Origin of the sequence: Pseudomonas sp. D4002 (genome assembly GCF_013385665.1) — a bacterium.
In the GTDB taxonomy this organism is placed as follows: Bacteria; Pseudomonadota; Gammaproteobacteria; order Pseudomonadales; family Pseudomonadaceae; genus Aquipseudomonas.
The window spans coordinates 181119-198582 of the sequence record NZ_JACAPN010000018.1; the positions used below are offsets into that span (position 1 = coordinate 181119).

The following is a 17464-nucleotide window of genomic DNA, read 5'->3' on the forward strand; positions in this document are numbered from 1 at the left end:
CGGTTACAACCTGCGCTGTTTGCGTTTTTTCCACTGTCGGGCCACCCACCAGCGCCAATAGCCCATGGTCAGGCAATAACCCAGCACCGCCATCACCAGCCCCAGTACTACCGAGCCCAGCAGGAACGGTTGCCACAGCGTCGACAACTGCCCGCTGATCCATTCCCAGGTCAGCTCGTCGGGCATGCTGCGGGGTGGCACATTCATCAGCCAGGCCCCGGTCATGTAGGTGCAGAAAAACACCGGCGGCATGGTAATCGGGTTGGTCAGCCAGACCAGGCTCACGGCAATCGGCATGTTGCCGCGCACGCTGATGGCGAGGACCGCTGCCAGCAGCATCTGCAAGGGAATGGGGATGAATGCCGCGAACAGGCCAACGGCCATGGCCCGCGCGACCGAGTGCCGATTGAGGTGCCAGAGATTCGGGTCATGCAGCAACTTGCCGAGAAAGCGTAAGGACTTGTGTTCCCGAATGCTGGTCGGATCGGGCATGTACCGTTTGAATAAGCGCCGTGGCATAAGGGGTCCAGGTCAGTTCGAGGGGCAAGTATGCCCGCATTCCACGAACGTGAAATTCAGACTTTGTGACAAATAATAATAGGCCACACCGCTAGCCCGGCTAAGACTCAATGGGTCGCTTTCAAGGAAAGATCCATGAGAACAGGGATGTTCGCACTCGCGCTGGGGCTGCTCGCCTTGCGTTTTTTACCCGCGTTGCCGTCTGGCGGCTGGCTGTTGTTGATGCCGGTGCTGGCCCTGATGTTGTTGTCTTTTCGTACCTATCCGCTGGGGTTTTTCCTGCTTGGCCTGGGCTGGGCATGCCTCAGCGCGCAGTGGGCGCTGGATGACCGGTTGGCCCCGCATCTGGATGGCCAGACCCGCTGGGTGGAGGGGCGTGTCAGCGGGTTACCGCAGCAGATGGGCGACGGTGTGCGCTTCGAACTCACCGACAGCCGGTCACGCAAGGACCTGCTTCCCAAGCGCATTCGCGTGTCCTGGCGCGGCGGTCCACCGGTTAAGAGCGGTGAGCGCTGGCGACTGGCGGTGACTCTCAAGCGTCCTTCCGGATTGCTCAATGCCGATGGCTTTGACTATGAAGCCTGGCTGCTGGCCCAGCGGATTGGCGCCACCGGCTCGGTCAAGGACGGCCAACTGCTGGCACCGGCACGACATGCCTGGCGCGACGGGATTCGCCAGCGGCTGCTGGCAGTGGATGCCCAGGGGCGAGAGGCAGGCCTGGCGGCGCTGGTGCTCGGCGATGGTTCCGGGTTGGCCGCCGAGGATTGGCGGGTCCTGCAAGCCACTGGCACCGTGCATTTACTGGTGATTTCCGGGCAGCACATCGGCCTGCTGGCGGGGTTGATCTATGGCCTGGTCGCCGGTCTTGCGCGCTACGGGGGTTGGCCGAAACCTTTGCCGTGGCTGCCCTGGGCCTGCGGCCTGGCGTTTGCTGCAGCGCTGGGCTACGGCCTGCTGGCAGGTTTCGAGGTGCCGGTGCAACGGGCCTGCGTGATGGTGGGCCTGGTGTTGCTGTGGCGCCTGCGGTTTCGTCACCTGGGAATCTGGTGGCCGCTGTTGCTGGCGCTGGACGCGGTGCTGATCCTCGAACCGTTGGCCAGCCTGCAGCCGGGGTTCTGGCTGTCTTTTGCGGCTGTTGCGGTGCTGATTTTGGCGTGCAGTGGCCGATTGGGCCCCTGGCCCTTGTGGCAAGCCTGGACCCGCGCCCAATGGATGATTGCCATCGGCCTGTTTCCGCTGCTGCTGGTGCTCGGCCTGCCTATCAGCCTGAGCGGGCCGCTGGCCAACCTGGTTGCGGTGCCGTGGATCAGCCTGGTGGTGCTGCCCCTGGCCTTGCTGGGTACGGTGTTATTGCCGCTGCCTTATATAGGAGAGGGGTTGTTATGGCTGGCGGGCGGCACACTGGACGGGCTGTTCAAGGCCTTGGCGCTGCTGGCGCAGTACTTGCCGGCCTGGATACCGGCGCAAGTGCCCATTGGCTATTGGCTGGTGAGCCTGCTGGGGGCGGTGCTGTTATTGCTGCCCAAGGGCGTCCCGTTTCGGCTGCTGGGCTGGCCGATGTTGCTGCTGGCAGTGTTCCCGCCGCGGGAGTCGATACCTCATGGGCTGGTCGAGGTGGTGCAACTGGATGTCGGCCAGGGGTTGGCGATCATCCTGCGTACCCGCAACCATGTACTGCTGTATGACGCCGGGCCGCGCTCCGGTGAGTTCGATCTTGGCGCGCGTGTCGTATTGCCTGCGTTGCGCAAGCTGGGGGTCGCAGAGCTGGACGTGATGCTGCTCAGTCATGCCGATGCCGATCATGCCGGCGGCGCGTTGGCCGTCGCCCATGGGTTGCCGGTCAAGCGTGTGGTGGGCGGTGAGACGGCACGGCTGCCAGCCTCGCTCGGTACCCAGGCGTGTGTCAGCGGCGAGCAGTGGGAGTGGGACGGCGTGAGGTTCGAGCTATGGCAATGGCCTGATGCGACGGACGGTAACCAGATGTCCTGCGTGTTGCGGGTGCAGGCTGATGGCGAGCGCTTGTTGCTGACCGGGGATATTGACCATGACGCCGAGCGGGCATTGCTGGCCACGCCCATGGGCGCTCCTGTCGATTGGCTGCAAGCGCCGCACCACGGCAGCCGCAGCTCGTCGTCATGGGCCTTTCTACAGCGCCTGGCACCCAAGGCCGTGTTGATTTCCCGGGGGCGCAGCAATGGATTTGGCCACCCGCATCCACAGGTGCTGGAGCGTTACCAGGCCATGGGCAGCGCGATTTATGACAGTGCCGAGCAAGGCGCACTCCGCCTGCAACTGGGCACCTTCCAGCCGCCGATGGCCGCGCGCAGCCAGCGGCGTTTCTGGCGCGAGCGCCCGTCGCAAAACAGCGTTACCAAAGACCGGCCCCTGCGTCAGGATGCTCTGGGGCAGGCCAGCCCTTCCACCGGACCCTTATGGTAAAGTGGCGCACTTTTTCGAGGGGACATTCACTGTGTGGGAATTGGTCAAATCCGGCGGCTGGATGATGTTGCCGATCATTTTGAGTTCCATCGCCGCACTCGGCATCATCGCCGAACGCCTATGGACCCTGCGTGCCAGCCGTGTAACGCCTGACCACCTGCTGGGCCAGGTCTGGGGCTGGATCAAGAACAAGCAGCTCGACAAGACAAAGCTCAAGGAACTGCGCGCCAACTCGCCCCTGGGTGAAATCCTCGCCGCCGGCCTCGCCAACTCCAAGCACGGTCGCGAGATCATGAAGGAGTGCATCGAAGAGGCCGCCGCCCGGGTCATCCATGAGCTGGAGCGCTACATCAATGCCCTGGGCACCATCGCCGCCATGGCACCGTTGCTCGGCCTGCTCGGTACGGTACTGGGCATGATCGATATTTTCAGCTCATTCATGGGGTCGGGCATGACCACCAACGCCGCAGTGCTGGCCGGTGGTATTTCCAAGGCCTTGATCACCACGGCGGCGGGCCTGATGGTCGGTATTCCTTCGGTGTTCTTCCACCGTTTCCTGCAACGGCGCATCGACGAACTGGTGGTGGGCATGGAGCAGGAAGCCATCAAGCTGGTGGAAGTGGTACAGGGCGACCGTGACGTGGACCTGGTTGAGGGCAACGCGTGAAATTTCGTCGCAAGCAACGGGAAAACGTCGATATCAACCTGGCGTCGTTGATCGACGTGGTGTTTATCCTGCTGCTGTTTTTTGTCGTCACCACCACCTTTACCCGGGAAACCCAGCTGCGCGTCGACCTGCCGGAAGCCGTCAGCGGTTCGCCGGCGGAAGACCAGCAGGCCAAGCAACTGGACATCGCCATCAGCGCCGATGGCGTGTTCTCGGTGAATAACCAGTTGCTGGAGAAAAACGACCTGGCCAGCCTGATGGAAGCGCTGCAAAAAGAGTCTGGTGGGGACACTAACTTGCCACTGTCCATCAGCGCCGATGGCAACACCAAGCACCAGGCCGTGATCACGGCGATGGACGCTGCCGGCAAGCTCGGCTTCAGCCATTTGCGCATGACCACCGTCGAGGCGGCGAGCCAACCCTGATGGCCATGACTGATCGTTTGCTCAAGGCCTGGTACGAAGGCCATCCTGCACTTGCGTTATTGCAGCCGCTGGAATCCCTCTATCGCCGGGTGGTGCAGCGCAAGCGCGCACGGTTCCTGGCGGGCGAGGGCGAGATCTATCAGTCGCCGGTGCCGGTCGTGGTGGTAGGCAATATCACGGTGGGTGGCACCGGCAAGACGCCCATGATTCTCTGGCTGATCGACCATTGCCAGCGCAGTGGTTTGCGCGTCGGTGTGGTCAGCCGCGGTTATGGCGCCAAGCCGCCACAGTTTCCATGGCGCGTAGAGGCCGATCAAACCGCAGCGGTGGCGGGGGACGAACCCTTGCTGATCGTGCAGCGCAGCGGCGTGCCGCTGATGATCGACCCCGACCGCAGCCGCGCCGTGAAGGCGCTGTTGGCCAGCGAAACCCTCGACCTGATCCTTTCCGACGACGGCCTGCAACATTACCGCCTGGCCCGTGACCTGGAACTGGTGTTGATTGACGCCGCCCGCGGGCTGGGTAACCGTCGCTGCCTGCCGGCGGGGCCGTTGCGTGAGCCGGTCGAGCGTTTGCAGAGCGTCGATGCGCTGCTTTACAACGGCGCAGGTTCTGACCGTGACGACGGCTATGCCTTCCGTCTGTTGCCTGCCGCGCTGGTCAACCTGCATACCGGCGAGCGTAAACCCGTCGAACACTTCCCGGTGGGGCAGCAGGTACATGCGGTGGCCGGCATCGGCAACCCGCAACGTTTCTTCAATACCCTTGAAACGCTACACTGGCGCCCAATACCCCATGCTTTTGCCGACCACGCGCCGTACAGCGCCGAGGTCTTGAATTTCACACCGGCACTGCCGTTGGTCATGACTGAAAAGGACGCGGTGAAGTGCCGCGCCTTTGCCAGGCCCGACTGGTGGTACCTTGCGGTGGACGCGGCACCGTCACCGGCGTTTATCGCCTGGTTCGACACGCAGTTGATGCGCTTGCTGCCCGCTCGCCTTTTGCCTTAAAACGCTGCTCTCCAGGACATACTCATGGACACCAAACTGCTCGATATCCTCGCTTGCCCGATCTGCAAGGGTCCGCTCAAGCTCAGCGCCGACAAAACCGAGCTGATCAGCAAGGGCGCCGGCCTGGCGTACCCGATTCGTGATGGCATTCCGGTAATGCTCGAAAGCGAAGCCCGCACCCTGACCACCGACGAGCGCCTGGATAAATGACCACCGCCTTCACCGTTGTCATCCCGTCCCGCTACGCCTCCACCCGCCTGCCCGGCAAGCCGCTGCAACTGATCGGCAACAAGCCGATGATCCAGCTGGTGTGGGAACAGGCCTGCAAAAGCAGCGCCGAAAGGGTAGTGGTGGCCACCGACGATCCGCGCATCATCGAGGCCTGCAAAGGCTTTGGTGCCGAAGCGGTGCTGACCCGTGAAGACCACAACTCCGGTACCGACCGCCTGGCCGAAGTGGCCACCAAGCTGGGCCTGGCGGCGGACGCCATCGTGGTCAATGTGCAAGGTGACGAGCCGTTGATTCCGCCCAGCGTGATCGATCAGGTGGCGGCCAACCTGGCAGCCCATGGCGAAGCGCGCATGGCGACCCTGGCCGAGCCGATTGAAGACATCGAGACCCTGTTCAACCCCAACGTGGTGAAAGTGGTCAGCGACATCAATGGCCTGGCGCTGACCTTCAGCCGCTCCACCTTACCGTGGGCGCGGGATGCGTTCGCCAAACAGCCTGACGTGCTGCCGGCTGGCGTGCCGTACCGTCGCCACATCGGCATCTACGCCTACCGCGCCGGTTTCCTCCACGACTTCGTGAGCTGGGGCCCGTGCTGGCTGGAAAATACCGAATCCCTGGAACAACTGCGTGCCCTGTGGCACGGCGTGCGCATTCATGTGGGCGATGCCCTGGAAGCGCCGCCGGCGGGCGTCGACACCCCTGAAGACCTCGAGCGCGTCCGTCGCCTGCTGGGGGCCTGATGCAGGTTCTGTTCGTCTGCCTGGGCAACATCTGCCGTTCGCCCACGGCAGAAGGCGTTCTGCGCCACAAATTGCGCGAAGCCGGCCTGGCCGATCAGGTTGAAGTGGCCTCTGCCGGTACCGGTGATTGGCACGTCGGCAACCCACCGGACAAGCGCAGCCAGCGTGCAGCGCTGCAACGCGGCTACGACCTGTCGGCCCAGCGTGCACAACAGGTGTCGCGTGCCGACTTTTCCCGCTACGACCTGATCCTCGCCATGGACCAGAGCAACCTGCGCAACCTCAAGGCCATGCAGCCGGCTCAGGGCAAGGCGGACCTGGACCTGTTCCTGCGCCGCTACGACTCGGTGGTGGATGAAGTGCCGGACCCGTACTACGAAGGTGACCAGGGCTTTGAAACTGTCCTCGACCTGATCGAGCGCGCCTGTGACCTGTTGGTGATTGAATTGAAGGGCCGGTTATGACTTTGCAGGTACGGGCACAGGTTTCGCTCAAGCCGTTCAACAGCTTTGGTATCGACGTGCGTGCCCGGCTGTTTGCCGAGGCCCACAATGACGCCGACGTGCGTGAGGCCCTGGCCTGTGCCGCCGAGCAACAACTGCCGTTGCTGGTGATTGGCGGTGGCAGCAACTTGCTGTTGACCCAGGATATTGACGCACTGGTGCTGCGCATGGCCAGCCAGGGCATCCGGGTGTTGCACGACGATGGCGTGCAGGTCGTGGTTGAGGCCGAAGCGGGCGAAGCCTGGCATCCGTTTGTGCTGTGGACCCTGGCCCAGGGCTTTTCCGGCCTGGAAAACCTCAGCCTGATTCCCGGCACGGTCGGCGCCGCACCGATGCAGAACATCGGCGCCTACGGTGTAGAGATCAAGGATGTATTCAGCGGCCTGACCGCCCTTGATCGCCAGACCGGCGAACTGCGGGATTTCAGCCTGGCTGAGTGCAACTTTGCCTACCGCGACAGCCTGTTCAAGCACGAAGTGGGGCGCTGGCTGATCCTGCGGGTGCGTTTTGCCCTGAGCCGCGCCGTGCATCTGAAACTTGAATACGGGCCGGTGCGACAGCGCCTGACCGAGCAAGGCATCGCGCAGGCCACGCCCAGCGATGTCAGCCGCGCGATTTGCAGCATTCGTAGCGAGAAACTGCCCGACCCGGCGGTGCTCGGCAATGCGGGGAGTTTCTTCAAGAACCCGCTGGTGTCCCAGGCACTGGCTGCCGAGTTGCAGCGTCAATACCCGGACCTGGTGGCTTACCCCCAGGCCGACGGGCAGATGAAACTGGCCGCCGGCTGGCTGATCGACAAGGCCGGCTGGAAAGGCTTTCGCGATGGCGATGCCGGCGTGCATCGCTTGCAGGCACTGGTATTGGTGAACTACGGCGCGGCCAGCGGCCAGGACATTGCCGGGCTCGCGCTGCGTATCCAGCAGGACATCGAAAAGCGCTTCAAGGTGGTGCTGGAAATGGAGCCGAATCGCTATTGAACTAAGCTTGTTTTTTGACGCACCAAGCCCTGCATTGCAGGGCTTTTTTATTGCCGGTGAGTTAACTTAGCTGACTACCGATATTTTTGATCAACCCATAGATGCTGTTTATCAAAATCAGTTGCAAGGTTGGCGGGAGGCGAAAGCCTGATGGACAGTGTTGATCTGAATGTATTACGCAGCGTGCTGGAATGGCGCCTCGCCGGGCAGCGAGTGGTGCTGTACAGCGTGGTCCAGACCTGGGGCAGCGCCCCGCGTCCGCCGGGGGCGATGCTGGCCTTGCGCGGCGACGGGGTGGTGATTGGCTCGGTGTCCGGCGGCTGCATCGAGGACGACTTGATCGCCCGGTTGCAGGACGGTCGGCTGCCTGACGACGGGCCGCCGGTGCAGCTTGTCACCTACGGTGTCACCCGGGACGAAGCGGCGCGTTTTGGCCTGCCGTGTGGCGGCACCCTGCGTCTCACCGAAGAGCGGGTGAGTGATCCGGGTTGGGTAGCTGAACTGCTGGCGCGCTGTGAGGCCCACGAGATTGTCGCCCGTGAGTTGGACCTGGCCACCGGCGAGGTGGTGTTGAGCGGTGCGAGCAAGACCGATGTGGTCAGCTTCAACGGCGAGCGTTTGCGCGCGATCTACGGTCCGCGCTGGCGCCTGCTGCTGATCGGCGCGGGCCAGCTGTCACGTTATGTGGCGGAAATGGCTCGGTTGCTGGATTTCGAAGTGCTGATCTGCGACCCGCGCCAGGAGTTTGTCTATGGCTGGGAGGAGCAGCACGGGCGCTTTGTGCCGGGTATGCCGGATGAAGCGGTGTTGAATATCCAGACCGATGAACGCACTGCCATTGTCGCGCTCACCCATGACCCGCGCCTGGATGACATGGCGTTGCTGACGGCCCTCAATTCCCGGGCGTTCTACATAGGCGCGCTGGGTTCGCGGGTCAACAGCCAGAAGCGCCGGGAAAACCTCGCGGCACTGGGACTCAGTGCGGACGCCATTGCGCGGCTGCATGGGCCGATTGGCCTGCATATCGGCAGCCATACGCCGGCGGAAATCGCCTTGTCGTTGATGGCGGAAATCGTCGCCATCAAGAACGGGATCGATCTGCTGCAGAAAAAGCCGTTGCAGGCAGCGGTCAGTTGACGGGCATCGCCGTAATCATCCTGGCGGCGGGGCAGGGCAGTCGTTTTCGGGCCGAGGCGGGTGCCGATCAGGACAAGTTGCTGGCGCCCTGCGTGGGCCGGGATGGCATCACGCGGCCGGTGATCGAGCAGGTATTGGTGAATCTGCCCCCTGTGGCTACGAGACGTTGGCTGGTGACGTCACCGGATCGCACCGAAGTGATTCGGTTGGCTAAGGTGCACGGTTGCGAAGTATTGCTTTTGCGCTCGCCGGGCATGGGTGACAGCATCGCAGCAGCGGTGGCGGCCAGTGGGCCGTCGGCTGGTTGGCTGGTGGTGTTGGGGGATATGCCGTTTATCCTGCCGGCAAGTATCGAGCAAGTGATGGCAGGCCTGGAGGAAGACGGTATCAGCGTCCCGGTGCATGCGGGTCAGTACGGGCACCCCGTGGGGTTTGGCCGTTCATTCGGCCCGGCCTTGATCGCGCTGACCGGAGACCGCGGGGCAAAACCGTTATTTGCCAAGGCTTCGGTGCAGGAAGTCGTAGTCGATGATCCCGGTGTGTTGTGGGACGTCGATGTGCCAGGGTTGTTGGACTACCGTTAACTGATGTAGAGGGCATAAAAAAGCCCCGCCTGATCACTCAGGCGGGGCTTTTTAGTGGCCGATGGAATCAGACGAGGGGTTTAGGCTCGTGCTCTTCTTCCTGGGCCTTAGGGTGGTGCTCTACCACTTCTTCAACGGAACGTACGTTCTCGTCGATGGCAGGGGCACTGTGCTCAACCACGGCTTCGGTGACCGGAGCAGGGGCTGCCTCGGCAACTTCAGCGACGGCTGGAGCGGCTTCGGCAGCGGCCTTGGCAGCAGCGGCAGCCGCTTCAGCTTCCTTGCGACGACGACGCACTTCGCGTGGGTCGTTCGGCGCACGGCCATTTTCGGTCAGGGCGCTGGCCGGAGCGGCTTCAACCACCGGGGCTGCCACTTCGGCAACCACTGGCGCTTCAACCACTGGCGCAGGCTCGGCAACAACGGCAACAGGTTCAGCAGCGACCACCACTTCAGCGACTGGCGCTGGAGCTTCTTCGACCACTGGCGCAGGCGCTGGAGCTTCGACCGCTTCAACCACCGGGGCAGGTTCGGCAGCCCACTGGAAGGCGGTCTGTTCTTCGCGAACTTCACGCACTTCAGGGGTTGGCTCGGCTACCGGTGCTTCAACGGCAGCTTCAACCACGGGCGGCTGTTCAACAACCACTGCAGGCTCGGCAACCACGTCGACTTCAGGCTGAGGCTCGCGAACTTCGCGAACTTCACGAACGTGACGAGCCGGCGCTACTTCCACTTCCGGAACAACCGGGGCTTCGACCGGGGTCGTTGCTTCAACCACTGGCGCTTCGACGGCTGGCGTCTCTACAACAGTGTTTTCCTGGATGGCAGCGGTGGCTGCTTCAGCTTGCTCGTTGGCCTGGGCTTCAGCAGGTGCGCTGATGACCGAGCTGGCGACAGCAGCGGTAACGGCCAGGCCGGCAGCCAGTTCGGCGCCAGTCGGTTCGCCGGTAGCGGCTGCGTTGGCTTCGCCGGTCTCTTCCGAGCCTTCGATTTCGTTGCCGTTGGCATCACGTTGACGCTCACGACGGTTGCTGCGACGACGCTGGCCACGGGAGCGGCGGCGTGGACGATCGCCTTCGGCGTTGTCCTGGCCGTCTTCCTGTTGCTGGTCTTCGTTGGACAGCAGCTCTTCTTCTTCACCGGCTGGAGCCGCTTGCTCGGCACGTGGTTGACGCTCTTCACGAGGAGGGCGTGGCGCACGTTCTTCACGCGGCTGACGAGCTGGACGCTCTTCAGCAGTGGCAGCGGTGGCAGCAGCAGCGGCTACGGCTGGAGCGGCATCCAACGGCTCGCGCAGTTCACGCACGCGTTCTTCACGCTCGCCACGTGGCTTGCGGTCTTCACGTGGAGCGCGTGGAGCACGCGGTGCACGTTCTTCGCGTGGTGCACGCTCTTCACGGGCTACGGTTGGTGTTTCTTCACGGGCTTCGCGCGGTTGGCGCTCTTCACGTGGGGCGCGTTCTTCGCGGGGTGCACGTTCTTCACGAGGCTTGCGCTCTTCGTCACGGCGACCGTTGCGATTGCGGCTCTGCTGGCGACCGTTGCGACGCTCTTCATTGCGTGCAGGGCGTTCAGTCACAGGCTTCTCGACCACAACTGGAGCCACCGGCTCTTCCTTGGTGGCGAACAGGCTGACCAGCGACTTCACCAGGCCCTTGAACAGGCTTGGCTCAGGCAGGGCAGCTGGTGCGGCAACCGGCGCAGCTGCCTCGACCGGAACCGGTGCGTTGGCACGGGCTGGCGCGGTCTTGACGGCGGCTTCCTGGCGAACCAGGGTGCGGGTCGCAGCGGCTGGCTGGACTTCTTCCACTTCGGCAGCGGCAGCAGCGATTTCGTAGCTGGACTGGTTGACGTGGGCTTCCGGGCTGTCATCACGCAGGCGCTGCACTTCGAAGTGCGGTGTCTCGAGGTGATCGTTCGGCAGGATGACGATGCGGGCACGGGTGCGCAGTTCGATCTTGGTGATCGAGTTGCGTTTTTCGTTGAGCAGGAACGCAGCGACCGGGATCGGCACCTGGGCGCGTACTTCGGCAGTGCGGTCTTTCAGGGCTTCTTCTTCGATCAGGCGCAGGATCGCCAGCGACAGCGATTCAACGTCACGGATGATGCCGGTGCCGTTGCAACGCGGGCAGACGATGCCGCTGCTTTCACCCAGGGATGGACGCAGGCGCTGACGGGACATTTCCAGCAGGCCGAAGCGCGAAATGCGGCCGACCTGTACGCGGGCACGGTCAGCTTCCAGGCATTCGCGGACTTTCTCTTCCACGGCGCGTTGGTTCTTGGCCGGGGTCATGTCGATGAAGTCGATCACGATCAGGCCGCCGATGTCACGCAGGCGCAGCTGGCGGGCGATTTCTTCAGCCGCTTCCAGGTTGGTCTGCAGGGCGGTTTCTTCGATGTCGCTACCCTTGGTGGCACGCGCCGAGTTGATGTCGATGGACACCAGGGCTTCGGTCGGGTCGATCACGATGGAGCCGCCGGAAGGCAGTTCGACGACGCGCTGGAAAGCGGTTTCGATCTGGCTTTCGATCTGGAAACGGTTGAACAGCGGAACGCTGTCTTCGTACAGCTTGATCTTGCTGGCGTACTGCGGCATCACCTGGCGGATGAAGGTCAGGGCTTCGTCCTGGGCTTCGACGCTGTCGATCAGCACTTCGCCGATGTCCTGGCGCAGGTAATCGCGGATGGCGCGGATGATCACGTTGCTTTCCTGGTAGATCAGGAATGGCGCGGAACGATCCAGGGACGCTTCCTTGATAGCGGTCCACAGCTGCAGCAGGTAGTCGAGGTCCCACTGCATTTCTTCGCTGCTGCGGCCCAGGCCGGCAGTGCGCACGATCAGGCCCATGTCGGCCGGAGCGATCAAGCCGTTCAGCGCTTCACGCAGTTCGTTGCGCTCTTCGCCTTCGATGCGACGGGAGATACCGCCGGCACGCGGGTTGTTCGGCATCAGGACCAGATAACGGCCAGCCAGGCTGATGAAGGTGGTCAGGGCGGCGCCCTTGTTGCCACGTTCTTCTTTTTCTACCTGAACGATGACTTCCTGGCCTTCGCTCAGGACGTCCTTGATGTTCACGCGGCCTTCAGGGGATTTCTTGAAGTATTCGCGGGAGATTTCTTTGAGGGGCAGGAAACCATGGCGCTCGGAGCCGAAATCGACAAAGGCAGCCTCAAGGCTTGGTTCGATGCGAGTAATCCGGCCTTTATAGATGTTGGCCTTCTTTTGCTCGCGTGCACCGGACTCGATGTCCAGGTCGTAGAGGCGTTGGCCGTCTACCAGTGCAACACGCAACTCTTCGGGTTGAGTTGCGTTAATCAGCATTCTTTTCATGTTGTACCGTCGGTTTCCGGGCTGCCGGAAACGGCGTTCGGCACACACGACTTCTCACGGTCGGTGTCAGGTGCGTCAAGAGTGGTTGGCCACTCCAGTGTCCAGCAATACCCGCCAAAATGGGCGGTATCGCGACGTACGCTTCCTGCTTGCTGTGGTGACTTAAGCACTCAGTCAGGAGGAGGAATCAACCGGCGACTGTGGACGAGATGAAGCGTCTAAATATAAGCCTAGTGCTACACAGTCCGACGGTTGTGCATCTCCACCCTACACGTATCCCTGATAATTCGGGTGCTGCCGCGCGCAGAATCCGCAGCGGGTTGGCATTTACCGTGTTCTCCAATGGGGAGTCCACGCTCATGGCTAAACAAGACCGGGTGTGGGCGATTGTGCTCTCACTCAGCTCGTAACAGGCGTTGTTTCCGAAGCATTCGCCGTGGTCTGGCTCCAGACTGACTGCACTTTGTGAACTGGCCGTAAATATCGGCGCAAAAGGCGAGTAATCACTCTGCTTTTTGCACTCGCTTCAGGCCTCATGTCACCTGCGCTTGTTACAATCTCGAGCCTTCCAGGGTGGCGAAAGCCCCGTAGGACGGCCTCGCGTCCTGATGAATTGCGATGGTCAGGGCCGGCAGTTTGCCGCTAGTCCTCTGTCCAGGCCGCTTTTGGCGGCGTTCGCGACTATAGCAGCAATGATTAAGTGCTTCAATTCCATAAAAAATTGTTATCATCGCCGCCATGACGACTACCGCCCCCCAGACCCCCAGCGTCCAGCTGCTCGAGGTCTCGCCGGAATATGCCGGCCAACGCATCGACAACTTTCTTCTTGCCAGGCTCAAAGGCGTGCCCAAGACCTTGATTTACCGCATTTTGCGTAAAGGCGAAGTGCGCGTGAACAAGGGCCGGATCAAGCCCGAGTACAAGCTGCAGGCGGGCGACATCGTCCGCGTGCCGCCGGTGCGGGTGCCTGAGCGGGACGAACCGGTCCCACTGGCCCAGGGCTTGTTGCAGCGCCTTGAAGCGTCGATTGTCTTCGAAGACAAGGCACTGATCGTGATCAACAAGCCGTGTGGCATCGCGGTTCACGGTGGCAGTGGCCTCAACTACGGGGTGATCGAAGCCTTTCGTCAGTTGCGCCCGGATGCCAAGGAGCTGGAGCTGGTCCACCGTCTGGACCGTGACACCTCCGGCCTGTTGATGATCGCCAAGAAACGCAGCATGTTGCGCCACCTGCATGCCGCCCTGCGCGGTGATGGCGTGGACAAGCGCTACATGGCGCTGGTGCGTGGCAACTGGGCCACTTCGATCAAGAGCGTGCGCGCGCCGTTGCAGAAGAGCAACCTGCGTTCCGGCGAGCGCATGGTCGAGGTGGACGAGGAGGGCAAGGAGGCGCTGACCCTGTTCAAGGTGCTGCGCCGCTTTGGTGACTTTGCCACCATGGTCGAGGCCAAGCCGGTCACTGGCCGTACCCACCAGATTCGTGTGCACACCCTGCATGCGGGGCACTGCATTGCCGGCGATACCAAATACGGCGATGAAGATTTCTCCAAGGAAATCCGCGACCTGGGTGGCAAACGCCTGTTCCTGCACGCCTACATGCTGACCGTGCCGCTGCCCGATGGTGGCGAATTGAAGCTGCAAGCGCCTGTCGATGAAATGTGGGCCAAGACCGTGGAGCGCCTGAGTGTCGCACCCTGACTACAAGCTGTTGATCTTTGACTGGGATGGCACGTTGTGTAATTCCATTGGTCGGATTGTCGAGTCGATGCACGTTGCGTCGACCCGTTCCGGTTATGCATTGTGCGACGACCTGGCGGTCAAGGGCATTATTGGCCTGGGCCTGCCGGAAGCGATCCGCACCCTGTACCCGGAGATTGGTGATGACGAGCTGATAGCGTTTCGTCAGCACTACGCCGATCACTACATGGCGCTCGACGCCCAGCCTTCGCCGCTGTTTGAAGGCGTGGCGCAGGCCATGGAAGCATTTCGCGCCGACGGTTATCACCTTGCGGTCGCGACCGGCAAGGCCCGTCGCGGCCTGGACCGGGTGCTCAAGGCCCATGGCTGGGAAGATTATTTCGACGCCACCCGTGCGGCGGATGAAACCGCCAGCAAGCCCCACCCTCTGATGCTCGAGCAGATCCTCGCTCAATGTGGCGTGTCGCCTCGGCAGGCGTTGATGGTGGGTGATGCGTCGTTCGACCTGATGATGGCGCGTAATGCTGGCATGGACTCCGTGGCGGTCAGCTACGGCGCCCAATCTGCCCAGGCGTTGCAGGCCTACGAGCCGCGCCTGACAATTGACCGTTTTTCTGAATTGCAGGCCTGGCTCAGCCGGGCCCATTAAGTCTTTGCTGGGGTAGATGGCATGACCGATGAGTGGAAAGCGCCTGAGAAGGCCAATGCCGATAACAATGGCGATGACAGAAGCTGGAAGTTGCTGGAGAAGACCTTGCTGGCCAGTGTTCAGGAGCAGCGCCGCTCCCGGCGTTGGGGGATCTTTTTCAAGCTTCTGACCTTTATTTATCTGTTGGGCATGCTGGTGCTGTTCAGTCCGCTGATGGACATGGAGAAGAGCGCCACCCGAAGCGGTCATTACACGGCGTTGATCGAAGTGCGCGGAGTGATTGCCGACAAGGAGTCTGCCAGTGCAGACAACATCGTCAGCAGTCTGCGGGCGGCCTTCGAGGACTCCAAGGTCAAGGCTGTGATCCTGCGCATTAACAGCCCGGGCGGCAGTCCGGTGCAGTCGGGTTACGTGTACGACGAGATTCGTCGCCTGCGCGCCTTGCACCCGGACATCAAGCTGTATGCAGTGATTTCCGACCTGGGTGCCTCGGGTGCCTACTACATCGCCAGTGCCGCCGACCAGATCTACGCCGACAAGGCCAGTCTGGTGGGTTCGATTGGTGTGACGGCGGCCGGTTATGGCTTTGTCGGCACCATGGAGAAGCTCGGGGTTGAGCGTCGTACCTACACGTCAGGTGAGCACAAGTCGTTCCTGGACCCGTTCCAGCCGCAAAAGGCGGATGAAACCCAGTTCTGGCAGGGTGTGCTGGATACCACTCATCGGCAGTTCATCGCCAGTGTGAAGCAGGGGCGCGGTGACCGGCTCAAGGATAAGGAGCATCCGGAGCTGTTCTCCGGTCTGGTCTGGTCTGGCGAGCAAGCGCTGCCATTGGGCTTGATCGATGGCCTGGGCAGTGCCAGTTCGGTGGCGCGGGATGTGATTGGCGAGAAAGAACTGGTGGACTTCACTGTTCAGGAATCGCCGTTTGACCGGTTCTCCAAGAAGCTGGGTGCCAGCGTGGCTGAGAAGCTGGCGCTATACATGGGCTTCCAGGGTCCGACCCTGCGCTGAGAGCTTGAGCGCGACATGGCTCGAAATGTGGGAGCTGGCTTGCCTGCGATAGCATCACCTCGGTGCGACTGATGTACCGAGGTGTCTGCATCGCAGGCAAGCCAGCTCCCACATTTGTTTGTGATGTTCTCAGGGAATCTGTACGCCTTCGGCCAGTAGCATGTCCACCAGTCGGATCAGCGGCAGTCCGACCAGGCTGGTGGCGTCTGGCCCTTCGGTGCTTTGAAACAGGCTCACCCCCAGGCCTTCGGCCTTGAAGCTGCCAGCGCAGTCGTAGGGCTGCTCGATGCGCAGGTAGCGTTCGATGCGTGCGGCGTCCAGCGTGCGCATGTGTACGGTGAAGGGGATGCAGTCGACCTGGCAATGGCCGGTGGCGCTGTTCAGTACAGCCAGGCCGGTCAGGAAGCTGACTCGCTTGCCGCTGGCCGCCAGCAGTTGCTCACGGGCTTTCTCGAAGGTGTGGGGCTTGCCGATGATCTGGCCGTCGAGCGCGGCGACCTGGTCCGAGCCGATGATCAGGTGGCCCGGATGGCTGTCAGCCAGGGCGCGGGCCTTTTCCTCGGCCAGGCGCTTGACCAGCTCCACGGCGGACTCGTCCGGGCGGTGGCTTTCGTCGATATCCGGCGAACTGCAGATGAACGGCAGGTGCAGGCGGTTCAGCAATTCCCGGCGATAAACCGAGCTGGAAGCGAGTAATAAAGGCAGCATGGGCGTCTCCTCAAGGCAGTCGCGGATTCTAGCGGGGAGGCCCGGTGACGGACAGGGCTGAATTTCCTTTGACATGGCCGGGTGCATCCCTATAATGCTGCGCCTATGTTGAATGACCCGATTCCACCTCACGTTGACCCGCGCAAATTGGCTGATCGTGGCACCACCCTTCAAGGTGAGCTGCTCCTGGCCGATTTGGAGAGACTCTGCGACCCGCTTTCCGACACTGTCGGTACGGTGCAGGCTAAATTCGTTTTTGAACGAGATGAACGTAAGTCTGTGGTAATCCACAGCTTTATCGACACCGAAGTCAAAATGGTTTGCCAGCGTTGTCTTGAGCTGGTCACCCTGCCGATCCACAGCGAATGCAGTTATGCTGTGGTGAAAGAGGGTGCGAATACCCAGTCGTTGCCGAAAGGTTATGACGTGCTGGAACTGGGCGAAGATCCTTTGGATCTGCAGTCACTGATCGAGGAGGAGCTTTTGCTCGCCTTGCCCATTGTGCCTGCTCATCATCCGGAAGAATGCCAGCAGCCGGCGGGTCTCGATGAGCCCGAACCGAGCGAGGACGAGGTAACGCGGTCCAACCCGTTCAGTGTATTGGCGCAGTTAAAGCGTGACCCAAACGTTTAGGAGTTAATCAATTATGGCTGTTCAGCAGAACAAAAAATCCCGCTCTGCCCGTGACATGCGTCGTTCGCACGACGCCCTGACGGCAAGCACTCTGTCTGTAGAAAAAACCACCGGTGAAGTTCACCTGCGTCACCACGTATCGCCAGAAGGCGTATACCGTGGCCGTAAAGTGATCGACAAGGGCGCTGACGAGTAATCA

Annotated in this window: 18 protein-coding genes; 15 read left to right on the top strand and 3 right to left on the bottom strand. The window is 61.9% G+C overall.

Annotated elements, in window-relative coordinates; all coding sequences use genetic code 11:
* Positions 1-3 precede the first annotated feature (3 nt).
* Positions 4-519 (bottom strand): DUF2062 domain-containing protein, encoded by a 516-nt coding sequence (locus HX824_RS12500; protein ID WP_004371367.1) that lies wholly within the window; start codon positions 517-519, stop codon positions 4-6.
* 147 nt (positions 520-666) lie between these two features.
* On the opposite strand from HX824_RS12500, the gene HX824_RS12505 reads away from it, so the two are divergent.
* The 10 genes from HX824_RS12505 to HX824_RS12550 all read left to right on the top strand — a co-directional run bounded on the left by HX824_RS12505 (position 667) and on the right by HX824_RS12550 (position 9232).
* Complete coding sequence (locus tag HX824_RS12505; RefSeq protein WP_177054680.1) at positions 667-2958, top strand: DNA internalization-related competence protein ComEC/Rec2; 2292 nt, start codon at positions 667-669, stop codon at positions 2956-2958.
* A gap of 31 nt (positions 2959-2989) precedes the next feature.
* Positions 2990-3625: a MotA/TolQ/ExbB proton channel family protein gene (locus HX824_RS12510; protein WP_004371363.1), complete on the top strand. Its 636-nt coding sequence runs from the start codon at positions 2990-2992 to the stop codon at positions 3623-3625.
* On the top strand, positions 3622-4050 hold the full coding sequence (locus tag HX824_RS12515; protein WP_004371361.1) for a biopolymer transporter ExbD: 429 nt from the start codon (positions 3622-3624) through the stop codon (positions 4048-4050). The genes HX824_RS12510 and HX824_RS12515 overlap by 4 nt, the downstream gene beginning before the upstream one ends.
* The gene (gene lpxK / locus HX824_RS12520; RefSeq protein ID WP_008434985.1) at positions 4050-5060 is read left to right on the top strand and encodes a tetraacyldisaccharide 4'-kinase; all 1011 of its coding nucleotides are present in this window, start codon (positions 4050-4052) and stop codon (positions 5058-5060) included. The genes HX824_RS12515 and lpxK overlap by 1 nt, the downstream gene beginning before the upstream one ends.
* Before the next feature lie 24 nt (positions 5061-5084).
* On the top strand, positions 5085-5270 hold the full coding sequence (locus tag HX824_RS12525; RefSeq protein ID WP_003174668.1) for a Trm112 family protein: 186 nt from the start codon (positions 5085-5087) through the stop codon (positions 5268-5270).
* Complete coding sequence (gene kdsB / locus HX824_RS12530) at positions 5267-6031, top strand: 3-deoxy-manno-octulosonate cytidylyltransferase (RefSeq protein WP_008434982.1); 765 nt, start codon at positions 5267-5269, stop codon at positions 6029-6031. The genes HX824_RS12525 and kdsB overlap by 4 nt, the downstream gene beginning before the upstream one ends.
* On the top strand, positions 6031-6495 hold the full coding sequence (locus tag HX824_RS12535; RefSeq protein WP_004371338.1) for a low molecular weight protein-tyrosine-phosphatase: 465 nt from the start codon (positions 6031-6033) through the stop codon (positions 6493-6495). The genes kdsB and HX824_RS12535 overlap by 1 nt, the downstream gene beginning before the upstream one ends.
* On the top strand, positions 6492-7511 hold the full coding sequence (gene murB / locus HX824_RS12540; protein ID WP_004371335.1) for a UDP-N-acetylmuramate dehydrogenase: 1020 nt from the start codon (positions 6492-6494) through the stop codon (positions 7509-7511). The genes HX824_RS12535 and murB overlap by 4 nt, the downstream gene beginning before the upstream one ends.
* Before the next feature lie 150 nt (positions 7512-7661).
* Positions 7662-8648 carry an XdhC family protein gene (locus HX824_RS12545; protein ID WP_008434978.1) on the top strand — a complete coding sequence of 329 codons (987 nt, stop codon included), beginning with the start codon at positions 7662-7664 and terminating at the stop codon, positions 8646-8648.
* Positions 8645-9232 (top strand): nucleotidyltransferase family protein, encoded by a 588-nt coding sequence (locus HX824_RS12550; RefSeq protein ID WP_177054605.1) that lies wholly within the window; start codon positions 8645-8647, stop codon positions 9230-9232. The genes HX824_RS12545 and HX824_RS12550 overlap by 4 nt, the downstream gene beginning before the upstream one ends.
* Positions 9233-9299: 67 nt before the next feature.
* Here the strand turns inward: HX824_RS12550 and rne are convergent, their stop codons facing one another.
* Positions 9300-12563, bottom strand: a complete 3264-nt coding sequence (rne, locus tag HX824_RS12555; RefSeq protein WP_177054606.1) for a ribonuclease E — start codon at positions 12561-12563, stop codon at positions 9300-9302.
* A gap of 738 nt (positions 12564-13301) precedes the next feature.
* Between rne and rluC the strand changes: the two genes are divergently transcribed.
* Genes rluC through HX824_RS12570 form a run of 3 tightly spaced genes read left to right on the top strand, consistent with a single transcriptional unit; the run spans position 13302 to position 15924 of the window.
* Positions 13302-14261, top strand: coding sequence for a 23S rRNA pseudouridine(955/2504/2580) synthase RluC (gene rluC, locus HX824_RS12560; protein ID WP_004371325.1), 960 nt, complete (start codon positions 13302-13304; stop codon positions 14259-14261).
* Positions 14248-14910 carry an HAD-IA family hydrolase gene (locus HX824_RS12565; RefSeq protein ID WP_177054607.1) on the top strand — a complete coding sequence of 221 codons (663 nt, stop codon included), beginning with the start codon at positions 14248-14250 and terminating at the stop codon, positions 14908-14910. The genes rluC and HX824_RS12565 overlap by 14 nt, the downstream gene beginning before the upstream one ends.
* Positions 14911-14931: 21 nt before the next feature.
* Complete coding sequence (locus HX824_RS12570) at positions 14932-15924, top strand: S49 family peptidase (protein ID WP_004371321.1); 993 nt, start codon at positions 14932-14934, stop codon at positions 15922-15924.
* Between the two features lie 129 nt (positions 15925-16053).
* Here HX824_RS12570 and HX824_RS12575 read toward each other — a convergent pair whose 3' ends face one another.
* Positions 16054-16632: a nucleoside triphosphate pyrophosphatase gene (locus tag HX824_RS12575; RefSeq protein ID WP_004371319.1), complete on the bottom strand. Its 579-nt coding sequence runs from the start codon at positions 16630-16632 to the stop codon at positions 16054-16056.
* A 105-nt stretch (positions 16633-16737) separates the two neighbouring features.
* Here HX824_RS12575 and HX824_RS12580 point away from each other — a divergent pair, with 105 nt between their 5' ends.
* Together HX824_RS12580 and rpmF are read left to right on the top strand one after the other, a co-directional pair.
* Positions 16738-17265, top strand: a complete 528-nt coding sequence (locus HX824_RS12580; protein WP_004371317.1) for a YceD family protein — start codon at positions 16738-16740, stop codon at positions 17263-17265.
* A gap of 13 nt (positions 17266-17278) precedes the next feature.
* Positions 17279-17461: a 50S ribosomal protein L32 gene (rpmF, locus tag HX824_RS12585; protein WP_004371305.1), complete on the top strand. Its 183-nt coding sequence runs from the start codon at positions 17279-17281 to the stop codon at positions 17459-17461.
* Positions 17462-17464 lie beyond the last annotated feature (3 nt).

Coding starts and splice junctions, on each gene's coding strand:
- HX824_RS12500 (WP_004371367.1), bottom strand. CDS start 519: ATGCCACGGCGCTTATTCAAACGGTACATGCCCGATCCGACCAGCATT.
- HX824_RS12545 (WP_008434978.1), top strand. CDS start 7,662: ATGGACAGTGTTGATCTGAATGTATTACGCAGCGTGCTGGAATGGCGC.
- HX824_RS12575 (WP_004371319.1), bottom strand. CDS start 16,632: ATGCTGCCTTTATTACTCGCTTCCAGCTCGGTTTATCGCCGGGAATTG.
- HX824_RS12525 (WP_003174668.1), top strand. CDS start 5,085: ATGGACACCAAACTGCTCGATATCCTCGCTTGCCCGATCTGCAAGGGT.
- murB (WP_004371335.1), top strand. CDS start 6,492: ATGACTTTGCAGGTACGGGCACAGGTTTCGCTCAAGCCGTTCAACAGC.
- kdsB (WP_008434982.1), top strand. CDS start 5,267: ATGACCACCGCCTTCACCGTTGTCATCCCGTCCCGCTACGCCTCCACC.
- rpmF (WP_004371305.1), top strand. CDS start 17,279: ATGGCTGTTCAGCAGAACAAAAAATCCCGCTCTGCCCGTGACATGCGT.
- HX824_RS12505 (WP_177054680.1), top strand. CDS start 667: ATGTTCGCACTCGCGCTGGGGCTGCTCGCCTTGCGTTTTTTACCCGCG.
- HX824_RS12570 (WP_004371321.1), top strand. CDS start 14,932: ATGACCGATGAGTGGAAAGCGCCTGAGAAGGCCAATGCCGATAACAAT.
- HX824_RS12580 (WP_004371317.1), top strand. CDS start 16,738: ATGTTGAATGACCCGATTCCACCTCACGTTGACCCGCGCAAATTGGCT.
- HX824_RS12535 (WP_004371338.1), top strand. CDS start 6,031: ATGCAGGTTCTGTTCGTCTGCCTGGGCAACATCTGCCGTTCGCCCACG.
- rne (WP_177054606.1), bottom strand. CDS start 12,563: ATGAAAAGAATGCTGATTAACGCAACTCAACCCGAAGAGTTGCGTGTT.
- rluC (WP_004371325.1), top strand. CDS start 13,302: ATGACGACTACCGCCCCCCAGACCCCCAGCGTCCAGCTGCTCGAGGTC.
- lpxK (WP_008434985.1), top strand. CDS start 4,050: ATGGCCATGACTGATCGTTTGCTCAAGGCCTGGTACGAAGGCCATCCT.